Source organism: Butyricicoccus porcorum, from assembly GCF_002157465.1.
In the GTDB taxonomy this organism is placed as follows: Bacteria; Bacillota; Clostridia; order Oscillospirales; family Butyricicoccaceae; genus Butyricicoccus_A; species Butyricicoccus_A porcorum.
Map to the genome: position 1 here is coordinate 108,689 of NZ_NHOC01000009.1, position 18,903 is coordinate 127,591.

Consider the following 18,903-nt stretch of genomic DNA (forward strand, 5'->3'; position numbering starts at 1 on the left):
TAAGATGCTGTCCGCAGATCAGCGGATTGCGCTTACGATATCATCGCGCATGCGGATTGCTTCCTGACGCGCGGCTTCCTGATAATCGAGGTCGCACTTCTTCCATGCACACATGATGCCGCGGGAAGAGTTGACAATTGCGCCCAGGCCGTCGTCATTAAACGCATTGGCAATATCCTTTGCGGTTGCGCCCTGTGCGCCGTAGCCCGGTACGAGGAAGTAGCTGTGCGGGATAATCTTGCGGATGATCTTCTGCTCCTCCGGATAGGTTGCACCGACAACCGCACCGACCTGCGAGTAACCGCACTCCGTCATGAGGTCTTCGCCCCATTCCGCGACCTTCTCCGCCATGCGGACATACAGCGGCTGGTCACCCATCAGGCGGTTCTGGAACTCGCCGGAAGACTTGTTGGATGTCTTGACGAGGACATAAATGCCCTTGTCGCGGTTTTTGCACTCAGTCAGGAACGGATTGATGCCGTCCGTACCCAGATAAGCATTCACGGTGCAGGAGTCGCTGTCGTAGACCGGCAGACTCTCGCCACAGACCTCGCTGCGACCCAGATATGCCTGTGCATAGGCGGTTGCCGTTGCACCAATGTCGTTGCGCTTGATGTCCGCGATGACATACATGCCCTTTTCGTGTGCATACGCGATGGTATCGCGCAGGACAATCGCACCCTCCGGGCCGAGCAGCTCATAATATGCCGCCTGCGGCTTGATCGCCGGCACGATATCACACAGCGCGTCAATCAGGCCCTTATTGAACTCCATCATACTCGCAGCTGCTGCCTTCAGCGTCTTACCGTACTCTGCAACATATTTTTCGGTGATATGGTCCGGGATATACTCCAGACGGGCATCCAGCCCCGCAACAGTCGGATTGTTTTTCTCGCGAATCTTGCTTACCAGTGCATTGACAGACATAATCTCTTCCTCCTGTGGATTGGTGTGTGTCTTATTCCTGTTCGGCTTCTGCGTCAGTCAGAATGGCGACGCAATCCCTGCCGTCATATTCCTTCATATAAACGCGAACGGTTTCCGCACGCGAGGTCGGCAGATTCTTGCCGACATAATCCGGACGGATGGGGAGTTCTCTGTGACCGCGGTCGATGAGCGCGGCGAGCTGAATGCACTGCGCGCGCCCCATATGCAGTACGGCTTCCATCGCCGCACGCACTGTTCGGCCGGTAGACAGTACATCATCGACTATAATCACGCTGCTGTGCTCAATATCCTCGATCACCGGCAGCTGTGCGGCATCGGTACCGCCCTGCTTGTCGTCGCGGAATGCGGTGATGTCCAGCGAAACCAGAGGCGGGCGTGTGCCCTCCACCTCACCGATTTTGTCCGCAATGCGTTCGGCAAGGAACACCCCGCGCGTGCGCACACCCGCCAGAACAATCCCCGTGCTGCCGTGGTTATGCTCAATGATCTCATATGAAATCCGATTAATCGCACGCCGCATGGCGTTTTCATCCATGATTTCCGCCTTTTTCACCTGCTTCATCCGTTCCCCTCCCATCGGAAAATAAAAAACGGCTCACCGCACCAAACAGGCGGGAAGCCGAAAAGCCAAAGGTGGGTAATTTGAACCCAATTCCCCTTCTTCACTTACTGTTCCGAACGCCTTGCCGAACTCACGGGAACGGCTTAAAGGTGCAGTTTTTTCTTGTGTTTTATTATATACCGCACGGCGGATTTTGTAAACCGAAATGCGGACAAACTTTCCGTCGAAATGCACAGGATGCGCCTGTTTTCGCCAAATATTTTGTCCAGTTATCAAAAAATATACATTTTGAAACCATCCCCTGCATTTTCCTGCATACGTTTCGCGTCCGACGGGCATGCTGATACCAGACTCGGAGAAAGGGGAATGCAGCGATGCGTACAGGTTCTTTTCTAACTGGTGTCATCACCGGATTTGCAGGTGCTGCCGCAACAGTAATGGCAGTCAATTATACGCTCGCCGGAACGAACACCGGACGCACAATCTCACGCACAGCGCACAAAACGGCAGGCATGGTCAGTCAGGCGGTACAGGATGCCGCAAACACGGTCGACAAAATGGTGCAATGATGCAGAAAGGGACGGCTCTTCCGACAGAAGCCGTCCCCGGTTACATACGATCTTCAGATCACAATCGCGCGGTTAATCATATCATCCAGACAGTCAACCAGCGTCTTGCCGGTCATGCCTTCTCCCTCCTGAAGCCACATGTTCAGGCATCCGATGATGCCGCTCGAGCAGAACCGGCAGATATATTTTGCCTGTTTGCCGGTATCATTCAGATTCAGCTGCTCCTGCACCCTGGTAATCATGTCCTCGATCACCACTGTGAATTTGCTTTGCAGGCCATCCCGACGCTGCTGCTGTGAAATAGCGTCCGAATCAGAAATTTTTGTTCCTGAATATATCCCATAGCCTGCTCCAGCATATGCCTTGCAGAATAATTTTCCGGCGTTGGACTGTAGCTGGAAATGACCTCCTTAAAATCATGTACCAATTCATCCTCGATTTTTTCACGCAGATCATAGGTGTCCGTGTAATGGAAATAAAATGTACCGCGATTCAGATCCGCGCGGTCTGTAATTTCCTTTACTGTGATATCTTTGAACTCCTTTTCGTTCATCAGCTCCGCCAACGCCTGCCGCAGCAGCCGCTTTGTGCGCCGAATTCTTCTGTCTTCTTTCTGCGCTGCCATATATACTCCTCCAATACAGCCTTCACTGTACAATTTTATTTGATTTGTATTATACTATACAGCGTGCCGATAAGCAACAGTTCCATGCGCAATTCCCGTGCCCTGCCGCATAAAAATTTATATTTTACTTGCAACCGAATTCCAGATATGGTATAGTAAATATGTTACGAAACTGATACGCAGGTATAGTTCACCGGTAGAACGGCAGCTTCCCAAGCTGCATAAGCGGGTTCGACTCCCGTTACCTGCTCCAAAATCAAACCCTGTATTCAGTATGAATGCAGGGTTGTTTTTTTGATGTTATTCTAATCCTGTGATATTCTACAAACAAAAAACGGACACACCGATCGACCGTGTGTCCGCACGTATGATACCAAATCTGAGAGAGCCCTTGAAACCCGACTTGCGTCCGATCTGACAGCAGGCTTCTATCCAACCAAAATGACAAAAGCGGCAGTCGGAAGGCTGCCGCTTCGGTATCCTCATGCAAAAATATCAATGCCCCTACGTTCCAGCAGGAAATTTCGCAGGCGGTTTTCATCTGCATTGATAACCAGCTCCTCCGGCACACCCGCAGACTGCACCAGCTCCAGCGCGGCATCCACCTGCCCGACAGCAAATTCCGAATGCGCATCCGATGTGACCATAATCGGCACGCGGTATTTTGCGCACAGCTTTGCGATTTCTGTACAGTTCTCCCAGCTGCCCTTGCGCACGCGTGTGGAATTGTTGTTAATCTCCACGATTTTGCCATACTGATTGCACTGTGAGATGAGTTTTTCCTTGTCGAACGGGAATTTGCTGTTGCCCAGATGGCCGAAGCACATGACGAGTGGATTTTTCAGAATGGTATCCAGCGCAAGGTCATGTGCGCGCTGGTCTGCCGGGGAATAGCACGGCCCATGGAACGAGGCAATCGTATAATCCAGCGATTCTGCCGCCTCCAAGGAAATGGGATCAATGCCGCCGTTGGGCGGCAGAATATTATATTCAATGCCCCACAGCACATAGACTCCGTCAATCCTGTGCGGAAACGGGCGATTGGCTCCAAAATGCCACCAGTGCGGCGCGTCGTCCATGGCAGGGCCATGATCCGTGATGGCGATGGCAATATGCCCCTGCCGTTTTGCGCCCTGCACCATCTCATGCAGCGAGCTGTATGCATGTGTGCTGGCATTGGTGTGCGTGTGCATATCTGCGACAATTTTCATACAATCCTCCTTGTAAAAAACCGCCTGACAAGCAGCTGTCAGGCGGTGTGTCAAACGTTTTATTGGTTCATACCCATCGACTTCATCATGCGCTCATTGAGCTCCTTTGCCGCATTGTAGCCCATCGACTTGTGTCTATGGTTCATGGCGGCAACCTCAATGATAACGGCGAGGTTACGTCCGGGGCGTACCGGAACGGTCAGCGACGGAATGCTGAGGCCCAGGATGTCATTATACTGGTTGTCCAAGCCAAGGCGGTCATACATTTTGCCCTCTACCCACGGCTCCAGATTGATAATCAGGTCGATGCGTTCGGTGTCCTTGATGGCGCCCATACCGAAAATACGGCGGACATCTACAATACCGATACCACGCAGCTCGATAAAGTGGCGGATAATTTCCGGCGCAGTGCCGACCAAGGTACGGTCAGAAACACGCTTGATTTCAACGGCGTCGTCTGCAATCAGACGATGTCCGCGCTTGACCAGCTCAATGGCAGTCTCGCTCTTGCCAACGCCGCTGTCGCCGAGGATGAGCACGCCTTCGCCGTAGATTTCAACCAGTACGCCATGCATCGTGATGCGCGGTGCAAGCGAAACCTTCAGAGATGCGACAATCGCGTTCATCACGGATGACGTAAATTCGTTGGTTCGGAGCACGGCTACGTCATATTTTTTTGCAGCCTCGACCAGTTCGGGGAATACTTCAATATTACGTGTGATAATGACAGCCGGAATACCGGTAGAACACAGCTGATCGAAGATTTCATAGCGCTTTTCACTTTCAAACTGTTCTACATAGGTATTCTCAACTTTTCCCATAATTTGCAGGCGATTTGGTTCAAAATAATCAAAATAACCGGCAAGCTGAAGTCCCGGACGGTTGACGTCATCTGTGGTAATTTCAATTTTCTCAAACCCTTCCGGGCCGTAAATAATTTCAAATTTGAACTCAGTAATCAGCTGGCCAAGTGTTACGCTGAATTCTTTCAGTTGCATGTCCTTCAGCCTCCTATGCTATCCTATTTCTCTCACCGTTTCTGCCAGCCCGGCAGTACGGATATATGATATCTCAACTGTATATATTATTATAACGGATACCTCTGGTCAATGCAATGCGCCCGCTCTGTTTTTTTATATCTGCCAAATATTTTTGTCCATTGCTCTTGCATTTCTCTGTTTGTTGTGGTATTATAATATCCGTTACTCAAATGATAAAGATAAGGAGGTGCAGGAAAGATGGCAAAGTGTGAAGTTTGCGGCAAGGGTGTAACTTTTGGTATCAAGGTTTCCCATTCGCACAGACGTTCCAACCGTACTTGGAAGCCCAACGTTCGCCGCGTAAAGGCTATCGTTAACGGCACTCCGTGCCATGTCAATGTTTGCTCTCGGTGCCTCCGTTCCGGCAAGGTTACCCGCGCAATCTGATTTGATATCAACGGGAATAAATTGGCTCTCTGCGAACACGCAGGGAGCTTTTTTCATGCCGGAGACTTCGGCACCGGTCTCCTGCCTCCGGTTCATGCGCCGCGCTTGATTTCAGTTCGCCGGGGGCCCGCTCTCGCTTTGCTCGCCTGCCACAGGCAGGACGCGGCCTCCGTTCCGGCAAGGTTACCCGCGCAATCTGATTTGATATCAACGGGAATAAATTGGCTCTCTGCGAACACGCAGGGAGCTTTTTTCATGCCGGAGACTTCGGCACCGGTCTCCTGCCTCCGGTTCATGCGCCGCGCTTGATTTCAGTTCGCCGGGGGCCCGCTCTCGCTTTGCTCGCCTGCCACAGGCAGGACGCGGCCTCCGTTCCGGCAAGGTTACCCGCGCAATCTGATTTGATATCAACGGGAATAAATTGGCTCTCTGCGAACACGCAGGGAGCTTTTTTCATGCCGGAGACTTCGGCACCGGTCTCCTGCCTCCGGTTCATGCGCCGCGCTTGATTTCAGTTCGCCGGGGGCCCGCTCTCGCTTTGCTCGCCTGCCACAGGCAGGACGCGGCCTCCGTTCCGGCAAGGTTACCCGCGCAATCTGATTTGATATCAACGGGAATAAATTGGCTCTCTGCGAACACGCAGGGAGCTTTTTTCATGCCAAATCGCCCCAGATATGCGCTCTCAGCAACCGCCCTCCCAGCAGGGAGATTTTTCATTTTCACACAAAACAGCGGGCGCAGCCGATAAAATTCCGGCATGTGTCCGCTGCTCTGTCTGTATGATTATCTCCAGATGTCTTCAATCTCGCTCTTGCGCGGGCGTTCCATGAGCTTCTGGATGCATTCCTGTACCGGTTTGCCGCGATACAGCAGGTCATACATGGCGCAGGTAATCGGCATGTCAATGCCTTCCTTCTTTGCCAGCATATAGCCCGCCTCGGTTGCATAATAGCCCTCGACAACAGCGCCGACTTCCTTCATCGCCTGCTGTGCATCCATGCCCTGTCCAATTTTAATACCGGCACGGCGGTTGCGCGAATGCATCGAGGTGCAGGTAACAATCAGATCGCCCATACCGGACAATCCGGCAAAGGTCTCACTGCGTCCGCCCAATTTGACACCAAGGCGCGCAATCTCTGTCAGACCACGCGTCATCAGTGCTGCCTTGGAGTTGTCGCCCAGTCCGACACCGTCACAAATACCTGCTGCCAGTGCGATGATATTTTTAAAGCAGCCGCCCAGTTCTGCACCGATGATATCCGGCGAGATGTAGACACGGAATCGGTCATTCATAAATGCCTGCTGTACGAGCGTCGCCGCAGCGCGCGACTCAGACGCTGCCAGAATCGCAGTCAGAATACCGCGCGCAACCTCCTCCGCATGGGTCGGGCCGGTCAGTGCGACAACCGGATTTTTTCCATTTGTCGCATTCGTGATGGTCTCAGAAAAGCGGCAATAGCCGTTGTCACGGTCAAGACCCTTGCCGACGTTGACAATCACAGTCTGCGGCGGAATGATGTGCGACAGCTGCTGTGCGGTCGAGTGCACCGCAAACGACGGCACGGCCATCAGAACAATATCTGCTTCCGCAGCACCTGTCAGGTCATTGGTAATCTCAATATCCTCCGGCAGCGTTACACCGGGCAGCAGGCGCTCATTGCCGTGCTCCTCGCGCAGCATACGGCATTCCTCTTCAAAAAATGACCAGGCGGTGACCTCATGTCCATTTTCATGCAGGAGGATGGACAGCGCCATACCCCAGCCGCCGCAGCCGACTACAAAAATCTTCATGCAGAAACTCCTCCGTATTGATCGTACACCGCGCAGCGCCATTATTTGCGGCTGCTGTGCAGCGTAAGCTTATTTTCTTCCCCGTGCAGAATGCGAACGATATTACTGCGGTGCATATAGATGACCGCAGCTGCCATGGCAACTGTCAGCACGAACATCGGAATATCCCGGTAAAAGAAATAGGTCAGGAACGGAAACAGCGCTGCCGCTGTCACAGAACCGAGTGAAACCCATTTCGTGGTGCCGACCAGTATGAGAAATACCACCAGCAGGATCAGGATAATACGCCAGTCGAACATTGCGATCATAGTCGCGCCAACCAACACGCCCTTTCCGCCTTTAAAGCCAAAATACAGTGGAAAAACATGTCCGAGTATGACAAACGCACCTACAATCAGCTTGCCCATAGCACCCATCAGCATGCCGCCGACATACAGCGCAACAGCAGCCTTTGCCACATCGCCGACCAGTACCAGCAGCGTCCTGCCGCCGCCCATGCAGCGGTATGCATTGGTCAGTCCGGCATTGCCGCTGCCCTTTGTACGGATATCATATCCCATGGTCAGCTTGGACACCAGAATGGCTGAATTGATGCTGCCCAGCAGGTAGCCCACTACAGCGAGGACGAGAATATTGACCACCAAATCCATTTAGCCATTCTCCTTATCCCCGCGTTCGCGGATAATCATGCGGATCGGCGTGCCGTCCAGACCATATACCTCACGAATCTGGTTTTCCAGATAGCGCTGGTAAGAAAAATGGAACAGCCGCGCGTCGTTGCAAAAACATACAAACGTAGGCGGACGAACCCCCGACTGCGTCATATAATAAATCTTCAGGCGGCGACCCTTGTCCGTCGGCGGCTGTACGCGCGCCGTCGCCTCTGCCAGCAGCGAATTGAGCTGGCCGGTCGGGATACGCCTGCCATTCTGTTCATAAACAGCATTGATGGTATCAAACAGCTTGGGAACACGCTGGCCGGTCATCGCAGACAAAAACAGCACCGGTGCGTACGGCATATATGCCAGCCCTTCGCGCACACGGCGCGTATATTGATCCATCGTCTTACCGTCCTTCTCAACAAGATCCCACTTGTTGACGACGATAATGCATGCCTTTCCGGCATCGTGCGCTTCGCCTGCAACCTTGGTATCCTGTTCGGTGACGCCTTCAGTCGCGTCAATCATGATGACGCAGACATCAGACCGCTCAATCGCCATCAGGGAGCGCATGACGCTGAATTTTTCCACCTTTTCATCGACGCGGGAGCGCTTGCGGATGCCCGCTGTATCGATTAACAGATATTTGCCTTTTTCGTTTTCAAAGCGCGAATCGACGCTGTCGCGCGTCGTGCCCGCGATATTGCTGACAATCACGCGCTGCTCGCCCAAAATCTGGTTGATGAGCGAAGACTTTCCGACATTCGGCTTGCCGATGACAGCGACCTTGATATACTCGCTGTCCTCTTCGTTCCCCTCTTCCTCCGGGAAATATTCATAACAGGCGTCCAGCAGATCGCCCGTACCGTAGCCGTGCAGCGCGGAAATCGCATACGGCTCACCCAGACCGAGGTTGTAAAACTCATAAAATTCCGGCGGCTCCTTGCCCGGGCGGTCACATTTATTGACCGCGAGCACCACCGGCTTGCGCGAGCGGCGCAGCATGGTCGCAACATCCTCATCCGTTGCGGTGATGCCGCTGTGCAGATCGGTCATCAGAACAATCACGTCCGCCGCATTGATGGCGATTTCCGCCTGCATACGCATAAATTTCAGTATTTCGTTGTCCGTGCTCGGCTCGATACCGCCGGTATCGACGACCTGAAACGGGCGCCCGCGCCATTCCGAATCGGCATACAGGCGGTCGCGGGTAATACCCGGCGTATCCTCGACGATGGACAGGCGTTTGCCCGCCAGGCGGTTAAACAGCTGGGACTTGCCGACATTCGGCCGTCCGACAATTGCAACAATTGGCTTTGCCATAATGGAATACTCCTTTCTGCCTGCGGATATGCTTCCAAACCACATCCGTTGCAGCGGATTTATACAGGGGCGGCATGGTGCAGCGCCCTGCCGTTGTCCCGGCTTCACCGGAACATCAATCCTTTTCTAATACATGTTTCTTCGCAGACACTTCTACTGAGATTATCGCATTTCTCAGCGTGTCCGTCAAGCACCGCGGCGGGAAAACAGGCGAACGGTGCCGCGGCAAACGCGCGGCCTGCCGCCTGACAGCAAAAAAATAGAGAAGGAAGCCGCGGCCGCCCTCTCTATTTCTTCGTCAATCTGCTGAAGTGCTCCGAAATCACTCGGAAACCTTTACAACCTCACGACCATTGTAATAGCCGCAAGCCTTGCACATTCTGTGCGGGAGCTTCATTTCGCCGCACTTCGGGCACTTGACCATGCCCGGGACAGAAAGCTTCCATACGTTATTGCGTCTCGTATCACGTCTTGCTTTCGAAGTCTTTCTCTTCGGTACTGCCATTTCGGTAACACCTCCTCTGTCTATCCTAAAAGTACTTTTTTGATGGAATCATGTCTTCAGTCATCCTTGTCCAGGAGCTTCTGAAGGACAGCCAGCCGACTGTCGATCTGCCGCCCGTCACAGCCGCAGGGACCTTCGTTTCGGTTTTTGCCGCAGGTCGGGCACAGACCCTTGCAGTCCGGCTTACACAGGTAAGTCATATGGACTTCCAGCAGCAGTGCGGGAATCACGATATCGTCCAGCTCGACGCTGTCGCCTTCCAGCTGATAGATATCGTCCCTCTCGTCATCCTGTACCTCGGCGGACAGAATCATGTCGCACGGTACATTGAGATCCACATTGACGGGTGCCAGACAGCGGGCGCACTGTGTCTGATACAGCGCGCGGACGGTTGCGTGCAGATTGAGAACACCCAGATGGTTCCGAACCTCGCCTTCGACATGAACCGGTGTGCGGAACGGGTATTCTCCGTTCATTTCCTCTTTCGTGAGATCGGCGTCGTAGGAAAACGGGATGGTTTCCCCATCGGTCACCGCGATGCGTTTCAAATCGAGTTTCATAGCAATCCTCGCTGACGGTCAATTATTAGTATACCCCATAAAAATGCGGTTTGTCAACAGAAAAAATGCATTCCCGCCCGCATTTTTTGGATTTATGTATTATAGCACATTTTTGGTGCAAAGTATAGCGGTACGCACAAAAAAGATTGCTTTTTGTCTTTCCTGCGTTTAAACTGAAAACAGAACAAAACCAGAGGAGGCCGACGCCGTGAAACAGTTCACAATCACCAAAAACGACAGCGGACAGCGACTGAATAAATTCCTGGAAAAGGCCGTGCCGCTGCTGCCCGGCGGCCTGATGCACAAATATATCCGTCTCAAGCGCATCAAAATCAATGGTAAGCGTACAGATTTCGCCTACCGTTTGCAGGAAGGCGACCTGTTACAGCTGTATATCAACGACGAATTCTTCGGCAAGCCAAAGAAAAAAGAACAGCCGACATATCTCTCCGCCAAACCCAATATATCCGTCGTCTATGAAGATGACCACATTCTGCTCGTCAACAAGCCCGCCGGGCTTGTCGTGCACGAGGATGACAGCGGTACGGTGGATACGCTGATCGCGCGCATTCATGCGTACCTCTACCAATATGGGCGCTGGGATCCGAACGATGCCGCTTCCTTCACGCCGTCGCTGTGCAACCGCATTGACCGAGGCACCTCCGGCATCGTCATCGCGGCAAAAACCGCTGAGGCGCTGCGTGTCATGAACCAGAAGATCCGCGACCGCGAGATACACAAGAGCTACCTGTGCGTCACCTGCGGGCATGTGCGCCCCAGGGAAGGCCACATCCAGAATTATATCCTGCGCCACGAGAACGAACACCGTGTCAGCGTGCACGACCATCCGGTTCCCGGCGCGCGCACAGCGGTCACACAATACCGCGTCATAAACGAAACGCCTGAGCTGTCGCTCGTCGAATGCGACCTGATTACCGGGCGCACGCACCAGCTGCGCGCGCAGTTCGCACATATGGGGCACCCGCTGCTGGGCGACAGCAAATACGGCACAAACGATATGAACCGCAAATATCACCGCAAATCACAGGCGCTGTGCTCCTACAAGCTGCGCTTCGACTTCACGACTGATGCGGGCTCGCTCGCCTATCTGAACGGGCGGACATTTACTGTCCCGCGCGTCGAATTCATGTCCCTGTTTGACAGCTGATGGAGGTGGACGCATGAACATCGCCGTACTCATTCCCTCGCTCGACCCGGACGATGCGCTGGTCACGCTCGTCGGACAATTACAGCAGGCCGGTGTGGAACAGATCGTCGTCATCGACGACGGCAGTACGGAGCAGGCGCTATTTGACCGCTGTGCGGCGATGGGCTGTGTGGTTGTCCATCACGCTGTCAACCGCGGCAAGGGCGAGGCTCTGCGCACCGGCTTACGCGCGGCGCAAGCCGCATTCCCCGGTCTTTCGGGTGTTGTCACCGCCGACGGCGATGGGCAGCACGCCGTGCGCGATATCCTGCGCGTGATGCAGGAGGTCACCCGGCATTCGGACTGCATTGTGCTCGGCACACGCGATTTTTCCACCGGGAACGTCCCCGCACGCAGCCGCTTCGGCAACTGGTTTTCCTCGCTGTTTTTCCGGCTGTCTGCCGGTATTTCCTGCCCGGATACACAGACCGGCCTGCGCGGCATTCCCGCATCTCTGTTCGAGTTCGCGCTATCCGTCCCGGGAAGCCGATACGAGTACGAAATGAACGTCCTGTTCACCGCCGCCCGGGAGGGCATTCCGCTGCATGATATCCCGATTGCAGCCATCTATGAAAAGGATAACCGCAGCTCACACTTCCGTCCGATTGCGGATTCCGCGCGCATCTATGCGATGCCGCTGCGCTTTGCCGCCGCATCGCTGGGCAGCTTTGTCGTGGACATCGTCCTGTTCGCGCTGTTCTCACACCTGTTCCGCGCTCGCACCGCACGCGCCATCCTGCTCGCCACCATCGGGGCGCGCGTATGTTCCGGCGTGTTGAATTTCACACTCAACCGCAACTGGAGCTTTTCCAGTACACAGGACGCCTGGTGGGCACAGGGCTTGCGCTATCTGGCACTGTTCCTGTGCCAGATGCTCGCCAGCGGCGGGCTGGTATGGCTGCTGTCCTTCCTTCCCCTGCCGCTCACGCTCATCAAAATATTAGTGGACACCGCGTTGTTCTTTGCCAGCTATTTCATCCAGCACAACTGGGTGTTCCACAAGTCATAATCATTTTTTATCTTCCAAGAACAAAGGAGTCTGATTGCTTCATGTCGAAATGCGACGACTGCATGTATTTTACTTATGACGAGGAATTTGGCTATTCCGTCTGTGAACAGGATCTGGATGAGGATGAAATGCGTCACTTCATTCAGGATACGTTCGACAACTGTCCCTATTACCGCCCCGGCGATGAATATTCCATCGTCCGGCACCAGAATTAGGCGCGGTCTGAAACCCAAGAAAATGACGAATATTTCGCAAAGGCGAGACTGGCACGAGGCAAAAGCACGCTGGAATTCGTTCGGATTTCAAGTGTTTTGAACGAAGAAGCAGTCCGTATTTGTAGAATAGTCAAAATTTTCGATTGTTCAGATACGCCCTAAATACACGCAAACGCAAAGCAGCCGAACCGCCATGGGAATCCCCCGGCAGTCCGGCTGTTGTTCTGTCTGATTTATTCTTGATACAGCAGGCGAATCGAGTTGAGCACGCACAGCATGGCAACTCCGGTATCCGCGAACACCGCCAGCCACATCGACGCAATCCCCAACAGGCCGAGCACCATGACCGCCAGCTTGACGGCAAGTGCAAACACGATGTTCTGCTTGGATACACGCGCCGTCTGCTTTGCCAGCGCAACCGCCTGCGGCACAGCGGACAGCTCGCCCGTCAGGAAAACCACATCCGCCGCTTCAATCGCCGCATCCGCGCCGCTTCCCATCGCCGCGCCGACATCTGCACCCGCCAGCACCGGCGCATCATTGATGCCGTCACCGACGAACAGAACCGGGCCGTATTTGTCCCGAATTTCACGCAGGCGCTCCAGCTTATGCTCCGGCAGCAAATGCGCATAGACCGCATCAATGCCGGTCTGTGCGGCAATCGCGTCTGCACTCTCCGCGCTGTCGCCAGTCAGCATCGCCGCTGTGACGCCGAGGCGCTTCATCTCCGCAATTGCCTGCTTTGCATCGTCCTTCACCGTGTCAGCGATCAGCAGCCGTCCGGCAAACTGCCCGCCGCACGCGACATAGACAACCGTTGCACCGCCCGCCGCGGGCAGCTCCGGCAGAGACACGCCGTTCTGCTCCATCAGCTTGCGGTTGCCGCACAGCACCGTGCTGTCATCGACAACAGCACGCACACCGTATCCGGCAATTTCCTCCACCTCATGCGGTATTTTCAGCGCAACCCCGCGTTCCGAAGCAGCCGCTGCAATGCTTGCCGCAATCGGGTGGGTGGAATTCTGTTCACAGCAGGCCGCCAGTGCAAGCAGCTGATCGGCATTCCGATTCGCCGCAGGCTCAATCACTGTAACAGTAAACGTACCCCTGGTAATCGTACCGGTTTTATCCAGCGCCGCCGCTTTGATTTCTGCCAGCGCTTCCAGCGATGCGCCGCCCTTGAACAGGATGCCCCTGCGGGACGCCGTGCCAATTCCAGAGAAAAATGCCAGCGGGACACTGAGCACCAGCGCACACGGGCAGCTGATGACGAGGAAGGTCAGCGCGGTATAAACCCAATGATTCCAGTCCCCGGTGAAGATCGACGGGATAATTGCCGTCAGCGCCGCGACAGCGACAACAATCGGTGTATAGACACGCGAAAAGCGCGTGATAAAGCGGTCAATTTTCGGCTTGCTTGCCGCCGCGTTTTCAACAGCATCCAGAATGCGGGTTACCATCGATTCAGACAGCGGCTTTGCCACGCGCATGCGCAGCAGACCGGAGGTATTGACCCAGCCGCTGACCAGCTCGTCGCCGACGGCGACGCGGACAGGGACAGGCTCGCCCGTGACGGCAGACGTATCGAGGAAGCTCTCACCTTCCACAACCACACCGTCCAGCGGGACACGGTCACCCGGACGGACAACCAGAATATCTCCCACCTCAGCTTCCTCCGCCGGGATGGTCTCAACGATGCCGCCGCTCTCCAGCTGCACGGTCTCCGGGCGCAGGTCAACAGCTTCCATAATCTGTGACCGGCTCTTCTCGACCGCACGGTGCTCAAACAGCTCGCCGATGCAGAAGAACAGCATAACGCCGACTGCTTCGGGATATTCACCGATCACAAATGCGCCGAGTGTTGCAATTGTCATCAGGAAATTTTCATCGAAAACATGGCCGCTGAACAGATTGCGCACCGCAGTCCAGACGATTTCACGGCCGAGGATAATATAGCCAACTGCACAGATCACAAAGGTCGCCGGCATCGAAGTGGACTTCAGCACCAGACCAAGCACCATGCAGATTGCGCCGATCACAAGCTCTGTCATTTGTCTGCGCGCTTCCTTTTTGTCGCTGCCATCCGATTTTACTTGTTTCTTCACCTGCTGCGGCGCAAGGATTCTGACATCCGGTTCAATTGCGCGCGCAGTCTGCACCATGCGCTCCGCCAAACCATCGTGATCCGGCGCAGTGACGCGCAGCTGCTTGGTAGCAAAGGTCAGCACAGCATCGGATACACCGTCCATCGCCTGAATGCGGCGTTCAATCTTTGCGCCACAATTGGCACAGTCCAGATTTTCAATCGTATACGTCACTGTCGTCCCGCCGACTGTGCCGGATTTTTTGAGCGGCAGGTCATCGCCATCATCGTGATGATGGTGGTCGTGTCCGCAGCCGCACCCTTCCTCATGTTCATGGTGGTGTTCGTGCGCATGGTCGTGTCCGCAGCCGCACTCCTCCTCATGTTCATGGTGGTGTTCGTGCGCATGGTCGTGTCCGCAGCCGCACTCTTCCCCATGTTCATGATGGTGCTCGTACACATGGTCGTGTCCGCAGCCGCATTCCTCCCCATGTTCATGGTGGTGTTCGTGCGCATGCTTATGATGATGTGCATGCTCCTTTTTCGCGCCGTCGCGGTCGGATACGGTGATATCCGGCTCATACGACTGTGCGATCTCCTGAATCTGCTCCATCAGGCCGTCCGGCGCATCCGTTTTGACGCGCAGCTGCCTGGTCGCAAATACAAGATTTGCTTCCTCCACCTGCGGCAGCCTGCCAACATCCCGTTCTATTTTCGCCGCGCAATTGGCACAGCCAAGATGTTCCAGCAGATATACCTTACTTGCCATGCGGATCCCTCCTATGTAAAACGAAGTTTGAACATATGAATGTTTGTTCATACGTTAGTATACGCACGCCTTCTGTATCTGTCAATAGGGTTTGTGTATTTTCTGCAAAAAAAACAGGAAACTTTTTCTCTTTCCTGTTTCTATGCAAAAAATATGATATAATGGAATCCGCAAAAAACATATGCGAGGTGACAGCCATGGCTTTGAAAGCTGTGCTTTTTGATTTAGATAATACATTGTACGATTTTTCCACCGCACACAAGCTCGCGCTGCGCGCAATGGCGGAATATGGCGAATCACGGTTTGATGTTCCTGCCCGCCGCTTTCTGCTCGCCTATCAGCAGGCAGACAAACAGCTCAAGGAAGAACTGCCATATGTAGCAGCCTGTCATAACCGTGTACTGATTTCCCAGCGCATGCTCGAGCTGCTGGGACTTCCGTCCGTCGTCACACCGCTCGAGCTGTATGAAACCTACTGGAGCACGCTGCTGCATTCTATCAAGCCGCGCGAGGGTGTGGTCGAACTGCTCAGCCGCCTGCATCACCAGCGCATCCGCACCGGTATCTGCACCGACATGACCGCACACATCCAGCACCGCAAAATTGCCGCACTCGGCATCGCAGGCTATCTGGATGTGATGGTTTCCAGTGAAGAAGCCGGCGTGGAAAAGCCCAATCCGAAAATATTCCACGACTGTCTCAATAAGCTGCATGTCAGACCGAATGAGGCCCTGTTTATCGGCGATTCGTTTGAGCGCGATGTATGCGGCGCACATGCCGCCGGACTGATCCCATTTTGGCTCAATACCACAAATGAGCCTGCCCCTGAAGCGGACTTCCGCTATAAAGAACTCCACAGCCTGAAGGAGCTTCTGTAAGTCCAATCCCGGAATGCAAATCCGCATTTCGGGATCTTTTGTTTTGCGCGCACAAATTGCCTGCAAATACACGCGATTCCTGTCGAAAGGATGAATTTTTCCGCAGTATGTTTTGCCCACCCGGCGGAGATAATGGTGAATAGATCGATTGACCATTTTCGGGAGGCGAAACGATGCAGAGTAAAGTGGAAATCTGCGGCGTAAACACATCGCGCCTTGAGGTGCTGACAGCGGCGGAAACTGACGCACTGCTGCGCCGCAGCTCGGGGGGCGATCGGGCAGCGAGGGAAAAATTGATTTCCGGCAATCTGCGGCTGGTACTCAGTGTTATTCAGCGTTTTTCCGGCCGCGGCGAAAGCATGGACGATTTGTTTCAGGTCGGCTGTATCGGACTGATTAAATCCATTGATAATTTTAATGTAGACTTAAATGTACGATTTTCCACCTATGCGGTGCCGATGATTATCGGCGAAATCCGACGATATCTGCGCGACAACAGCACCATCCGTGTGTCGCGTTCGATGCGTGACACCGCCTACCGCGCCTTGCAGGCGAAGGAAGCGTTTGTACGTGAACACCAGCGCGAACCGACCATGGAAGAGCTGTCCAAAGAAATGGATGTACCGCGCGAAGAAATTGTATTTGCACTGGATGCCATCATGGATCCGGTATCGCTGTACGAGCCGGTTTTCGAGGGCACCGGTGACGCGGTCTGTGTCATGGATCAGGTCGGTGACACAAAAAATACGGACGAGCACTGGCTGGAACAGATTGCATTGCGCGAAGCCATCGAACGCCTGACGCCGCGTGAGCAGCGCATTCTGAACCTGCGCTTTTTTGAGGGTCGCACACAGATGGAGGTCGCCGAGGAAATCCATATTTCACAGGCGCAGGTGTCCCGGTTGGAGAAAAATGCACTCGACCGCATCCGGCGGCAAATTTGAAGACAATCGTCCATTGACAACCCCTCCCGTTTTCCGCTATGCTGTTTACAGCAGTATCATCGGAAAACGGAGGGTATTTTTTTATGAAACATGCAGTTGTCGTAGTCAGCTTCGGCACTACATTCCCGCAGGCCATGCCTGCCATTGAAGGCATTGAACAGGCGGTTGAACGTCGCTGCGGGCAGAAGGTATTCCGTGCCTTTACTTCAAAAATCGTGCGCAAACGTCTGAAAGAGCGCAACGGCATTGACATCCCCGACCCGCACACGCTGTTTGCACAGCTGACTGCACAGGGCTATGACGCAATCACCTGCCTGTCCACGCATGTCATTCCGGGCGTGGAATATGAAATGCTGCTTGCAGATGCGGCACAGTTCCCATGTGTCCGTGTCGCAAAGCCGCTGCTTTGGTCGGAATCAGATTATGACACCTGCGTACACGCCGTGATGCAGAGCATTCCGCCGCGCCGCGACAGTGAAGCACTGGTGCTCATGGGACACGGCACCGACCACTTTGCCAACGCCGCTTACTGCCAGTTAGAGCGCAAATTCCGCACCGAGGGCTATGCCAATGTCCATGTCGGCACGGTTGAAGGTTACCCGACGCTGGAAAGCATCATTCCACAGCTGCAGGCAAACGGAACGAACAAAATCATGCTCATGCCGTTCATGATTGTCGCAGGTGACCACGCCAGAAACGACCTCTCGGGCGATGACGCCGATTCGTGGAAGAGTCAGCTGGAAGCGCTCGGCATGCAGACGCGAACTGTGCTCAAGGGGCTGGGAGAAATTCCGGCGATTGCCGATAAATTCGCAGGACATCTGGAAACGATATAACCAATAACCGTACTTACGCACACAGCAAACCGCCCGGCTCCTCGCGGAGCCGGGCGGTCCTTTTATACCCATCGCATCATATCCTTCTTCATGCGTTTGATGATCCGTTTTTCCAGCCGGGAAATATACGATTGCGAGATACCGAGCCGGTCGGCGACCTCCTTCTGCGTGTGCTCCTCGCCGTCTGCCAGCCCGAAGCGCAGGGAGATGATTGTCTTCTCCCGTTCGGGCAGGCTTTGCAGAGCGCGGCGCAGCAGCTGCCGATCTACATCGTCCTCCACCGGGCGCATCACACAATCCGGCTCCGTGCCGAGAATATCAGACAGCAACAGCTCATTGCCGTCCCAGTCTGTGCTCAGCGGCTCATCAAACGATACCTCGGTTTTCTGGCTGGATACCTTGCGCAGATGCATCAGGATTTCATTTTCAATGCAGCGCGACGCATAGGTCGCGAGCTTGGTCTTTTTGTCCGTATTGTAGGTGCCGATTGCCTTAATCAGCCCGATGGTTCCGATGGAGATGAGGTCTTCAATATTGATACCCGTATTCTCAAACTTTTTCGCAATATACACGACCAGCCGGAGATTGTGCTCAATCAGCCGGTCACGGCACTGCGGGTCTCCCTCCTGACAGCCCGCAATTGCCTCCGCTTCCTCCTGTGCGCTCAGCGGCGGCGGCAGCACCACCGAACCGCCGATGTAAAAAATCCCTTCCTCATCCGGCAGCAGCCCGATCCGGATCAGCCACCGGCGCAGCGTTTGCCATACTCGCGGCATTATGCA

22 protein-coding genes and 1 tRNA gene are annotated in these 18,903 nt (G+C 54.3%); 9 read left to right on the forward strand and 14 right to left on the reverse strand.

Features of this window, described 5'->3' with window-relative positions:
* Positions 1 to 18 precede the first annotated feature (18 nt).
* Entirely contained in the window at positions 19 to 927 is a 909-nt protein-coding gene (gene pyrF, locus CBW42_RS10695) for an orotidine-5'-phosphate decarboxylase (protein WP_087021173.1), read from the reverse strand.
* Between the two features lie 31 nt (positions 928 to 958).
* A complete protein-coding gene (gene pyrR / locus CBW42_RS10700) occupies positions 959 to 1,510 on the reverse strand; it encodes a bifunctional pyr operon transcriptional regulator/uracil phosphoribosyltransferase PyrR (protein WP_087021176.1) in 552 nt (183 codons plus the stop codon).
* Positions 1,511 to 1,884: 374 nt separating this feature from the next.
* On the opposite strand from pyrR, the gene CBW42_RS10705 reads away from it, so the two are divergent.
* On the forward strand, positions 1,885 to 2,079 hold the full coding sequence (locus CBW42_RS10705) for a hypothetical protein (protein ID WP_087021179.1): 195 nt from the start codon (positions 1,885 to 1,887) through the stop codon (positions 2,077 to 2,079).
* A 53-nt stretch (positions 2,080 to 2,132) separates the two neighbouring features.
* On the opposite strand, the gene CBW42_RS10710 is transcribed toward CBW42_RS10705, so the two are convergent.
* Entirely contained in the window at positions 2,133 to 2,321 is a 189-nt protein-coding gene (locus CBW42_RS10710) for a TetR/AcrR family transcriptional regulator C-terminal domain-containing protein (protein ID WP_133058301.1), read from the reverse strand.
* A gap of 8 nt (positions 2,322 to 2,329) precedes the next feature.
* Positions 2,330 to 2,704: a TetR/AcrR family transcriptional regulator gene (locus tag CBW42_RS10715; protein WP_087021185.1), complete on the reverse strand. Its 375-nt coding sequence runs from the start codon at positions 2,702 to 2,704 to the stop codon at positions 2,330 to 2,332.
* 179 nt (positions 2,705 to 2,883) lie between these two features.
* Here CBW42_RS10715 and CBW42_RS10720 point away from each other — a divergent pair.
* Positions 2,884 to 2,957, forward strand: a tRNA-Gly gene (locus CBW42_RS10720).
* A 229-nt stretch (positions 2,958 to 3,186) separates the two neighbouring features.
* Here the strand turns inward: CBW42_RS10720 and CBW42_RS10725 are convergent.
* Both CBW42_RS10725 and hprK read right to left on the reverse strand, forming a co-directional pair.
* The gene (locus CBW42_RS10725; RefSeq protein WP_087021188.1) at positions 3,187 to 3,915 is read right to left on the reverse strand and encodes a phosphatase; all 729 of its coding nucleotides are present in this window, start codon (positions 3,913 to 3,915) and stop codon (positions 3,187 to 3,189) included.
* A gap of 59 nt (positions 3,916 to 3,974) precedes the next feature.
* A complete protein-coding gene (gene hprK, locus CBW42_RS10730; protein ID WP_087021190.1) occupies positions 3,975 to 4,913 on the reverse strand; it encodes an HPr(Ser) kinase/phosphatase in 939 nt (312 codons plus the stop codon).
* 240 nt (positions 4,914 to 5,153) lie between these two features.
* On the opposite strand from hprK, the gene rpmB reads away from it, so the two are divergent.
* Positions 5,154 to 5,342: a 50S ribosomal protein L28 gene (gene rpmB / locus CBW42_RS10735; RefSeq protein ID WP_087021193.1), complete on the forward strand. Its 189-nt coding sequence runs from the start codon at positions 5,154 to 5,156 to the stop codon at positions 5,340 to 5,342.
* 492 nt (positions 5,343 to 5,834) lie between these two features.
* Here the strand turns inward: rpmB and CBW42_RS10740 are convergent, their stop codons facing one another.
* From CBW42_RS10740 to CBW42_RS10770, 6 genes are all read right to left on the reverse strand, one after another.
* Entirely contained in the window at positions 5,835 to 6,101 is a 267-nt protein-coding gene (locus CBW42_RS10740) for a hypothetical protein (protein ID WP_087021196.1), read from the reverse strand.
* Between the two features lie 24 nt (positions 6,102 to 6,125).
* Positions 6,126 to 7,133, reverse strand: coding sequence for an NAD(P)H-dependent glycerol-3-phosphate dehydrogenase (locus tag CBW42_RS10745; protein WP_087021199.1), 1,008 nt, complete (start codon positions 7,131 to 7,133; stop codon positions 6,126 to 6,128).
* A 41-nt stretch (positions 7,134 to 7,174) separates the two neighbouring features.
* Complete coding sequence (plsY, locus tag CBW42_RS10750; RefSeq protein ID WP_087021202.1) at positions 7,175 to 7,783, reverse strand: glycerol-3-phosphate 1-O-acyltransferase PlsY; 609 nt, start codon at positions 7,781 to 7,783, stop codon at positions 7,175 to 7,177.
* Entirely contained in the window at positions 7,784 to 9,115 is a 1,332-nt protein-coding gene (der, locus tag CBW42_RS10755; protein ID WP_087021205.1) for a ribosome biogenesis GTPase Der, read from the reverse strand.
* A gap of 322 nt (positions 9,116 to 9,437) precedes the next feature.
* The gene (gene rpmF / locus CBW42_RS10765) at positions 9,438 to 9,620 is read right to left on the reverse strand and encodes a 50S ribosomal protein L32 (protein ID WP_087021211.1); all 183 of its coding nucleotides are present in this window, start codon (positions 9,618 to 9,620) and stop codon (positions 9,438 to 9,440) included.
* Between the two features lie 56 nt (positions 9,621 to 9,676).
* A complete protein-coding gene (locus tag CBW42_RS10770) occupies positions 9,677 to 10,180 on the reverse strand; it encodes a YceD family protein (RefSeq protein WP_087021214.1) in 504 nt (167 codons plus the stop codon).
* Between the two features lie 208 nt (positions 10,181 to 10,388).
* On the opposite strand from CBW42_RS10770, the gene CBW42_RS10775 reads away from it, so the two are divergent.
* From CBW42_RS10775 to CBW42_RS14715, 3 genes are read left to right on the forward strand one after another with little or no spacing between them, the layout of a single operon-like run.
* Positions 10,389 to 11,348, forward strand: a complete 960-nt coding sequence (locus CBW42_RS10775; RefSeq protein ID WP_087021217.1) for an RluA family pseudouridine synthase — start codon at positions 10,389 to 10,391, stop codon at positions 11,346 to 11,348.
* A gap of 13 nt (positions 11,349 to 11,361) precedes the next feature.
* Positions 11,362 to 12,396: a bifunctional glycosyltransferase family 2/GtrA family protein gene (locus tag CBW42_RS10780; RefSeq protein WP_087021220.1), complete on the forward strand. Its 1,035-nt coding sequence runs from the start codon at positions 11,362 to 11,364 to the stop codon at positions 12,394 to 12,396.
* A 41-nt stretch (positions 12,397 to 12,437) separates the two neighbouring features.
* The gene (locus tag CBW42_RS14715; protein ID WP_165761143.1) at positions 12,438 to 12,611 is read left to right on the forward strand and encodes a DUF6472 family protein; all 174 of its coding nucleotides are present in this window, start codon (positions 12,438 to 12,440) and stop codon (positions 12,609 to 12,611) included.
* Between the two features lie 233 nt (positions 12,612 to 12,844).
* Here the strand turns inward: CBW42_RS14715 and CBW42_RS10785 are convergent, their stop codons facing one another.
* Entirely contained in the window at positions 12,845 to 15,463 is a 2,619-nt protein-coding gene (locus CBW42_RS10785) for a heavy metal translocating P-type ATPase (protein WP_087021223.1), read from the reverse strand.
* 197 nt (positions 15,464 to 15,660) lie between these two features.
* On the opposite strand from CBW42_RS10785, the gene CBW42_RS10790 reads away from it, so the two are divergent.
* From CBW42_RS10790 to CBW42_RS10800, 3 genes are all read left to right on the forward strand, one after another.
* On the forward strand, positions 15,661 to 16,341 hold the full coding sequence (locus tag CBW42_RS10790) for an HAD family hydrolase (RefSeq protein WP_165761144.1): 681 nt from the start codon (positions 15,661 to 15,663) through the stop codon (positions 16,339 to 16,341).
* 173 nt (positions 16,342 to 16,514) lie between these two features.
* Entirely contained in the window at positions 16,515 to 17,285 is a 771-nt protein-coding gene (sigG, locus tag CBW42_RS10795; RefSeq protein ID WP_087021228.1) for an RNA polymerase sporulation sigma factor SigG, read from the forward strand.
* An 83-nt stretch (positions 17,286 to 17,368) separates the two neighbouring features.
* Positions 17,369 to 18,121, forward strand: coding sequence for a sirohydrochlorin cobaltochelatase (locus CBW42_RS10800; protein ID WP_165761145.1), 753 nt, complete (start codon positions 17,369 to 17,371; stop codon positions 18,119 to 18,121).
* 62 nt (positions 18,122 to 18,183) lie between these two features.
* Here the strand turns inward: CBW42_RS10800 and sigE are convergent, their stop codons facing one another.
* On the reverse strand, positions 18,184 to 18,897 hold the full coding sequence (gene sigE, locus CBW42_RS10805; protein ID WP_087021234.1) for an RNA polymerase sporulation sigma factor SigE: 714 nt from the start codon (positions 18,895 to 18,897) through the stop codon (positions 18,184 to 18,186).
* Between the last annotated feature and the right edge of the window lie 6 nt (positions 18,898 to 18,903).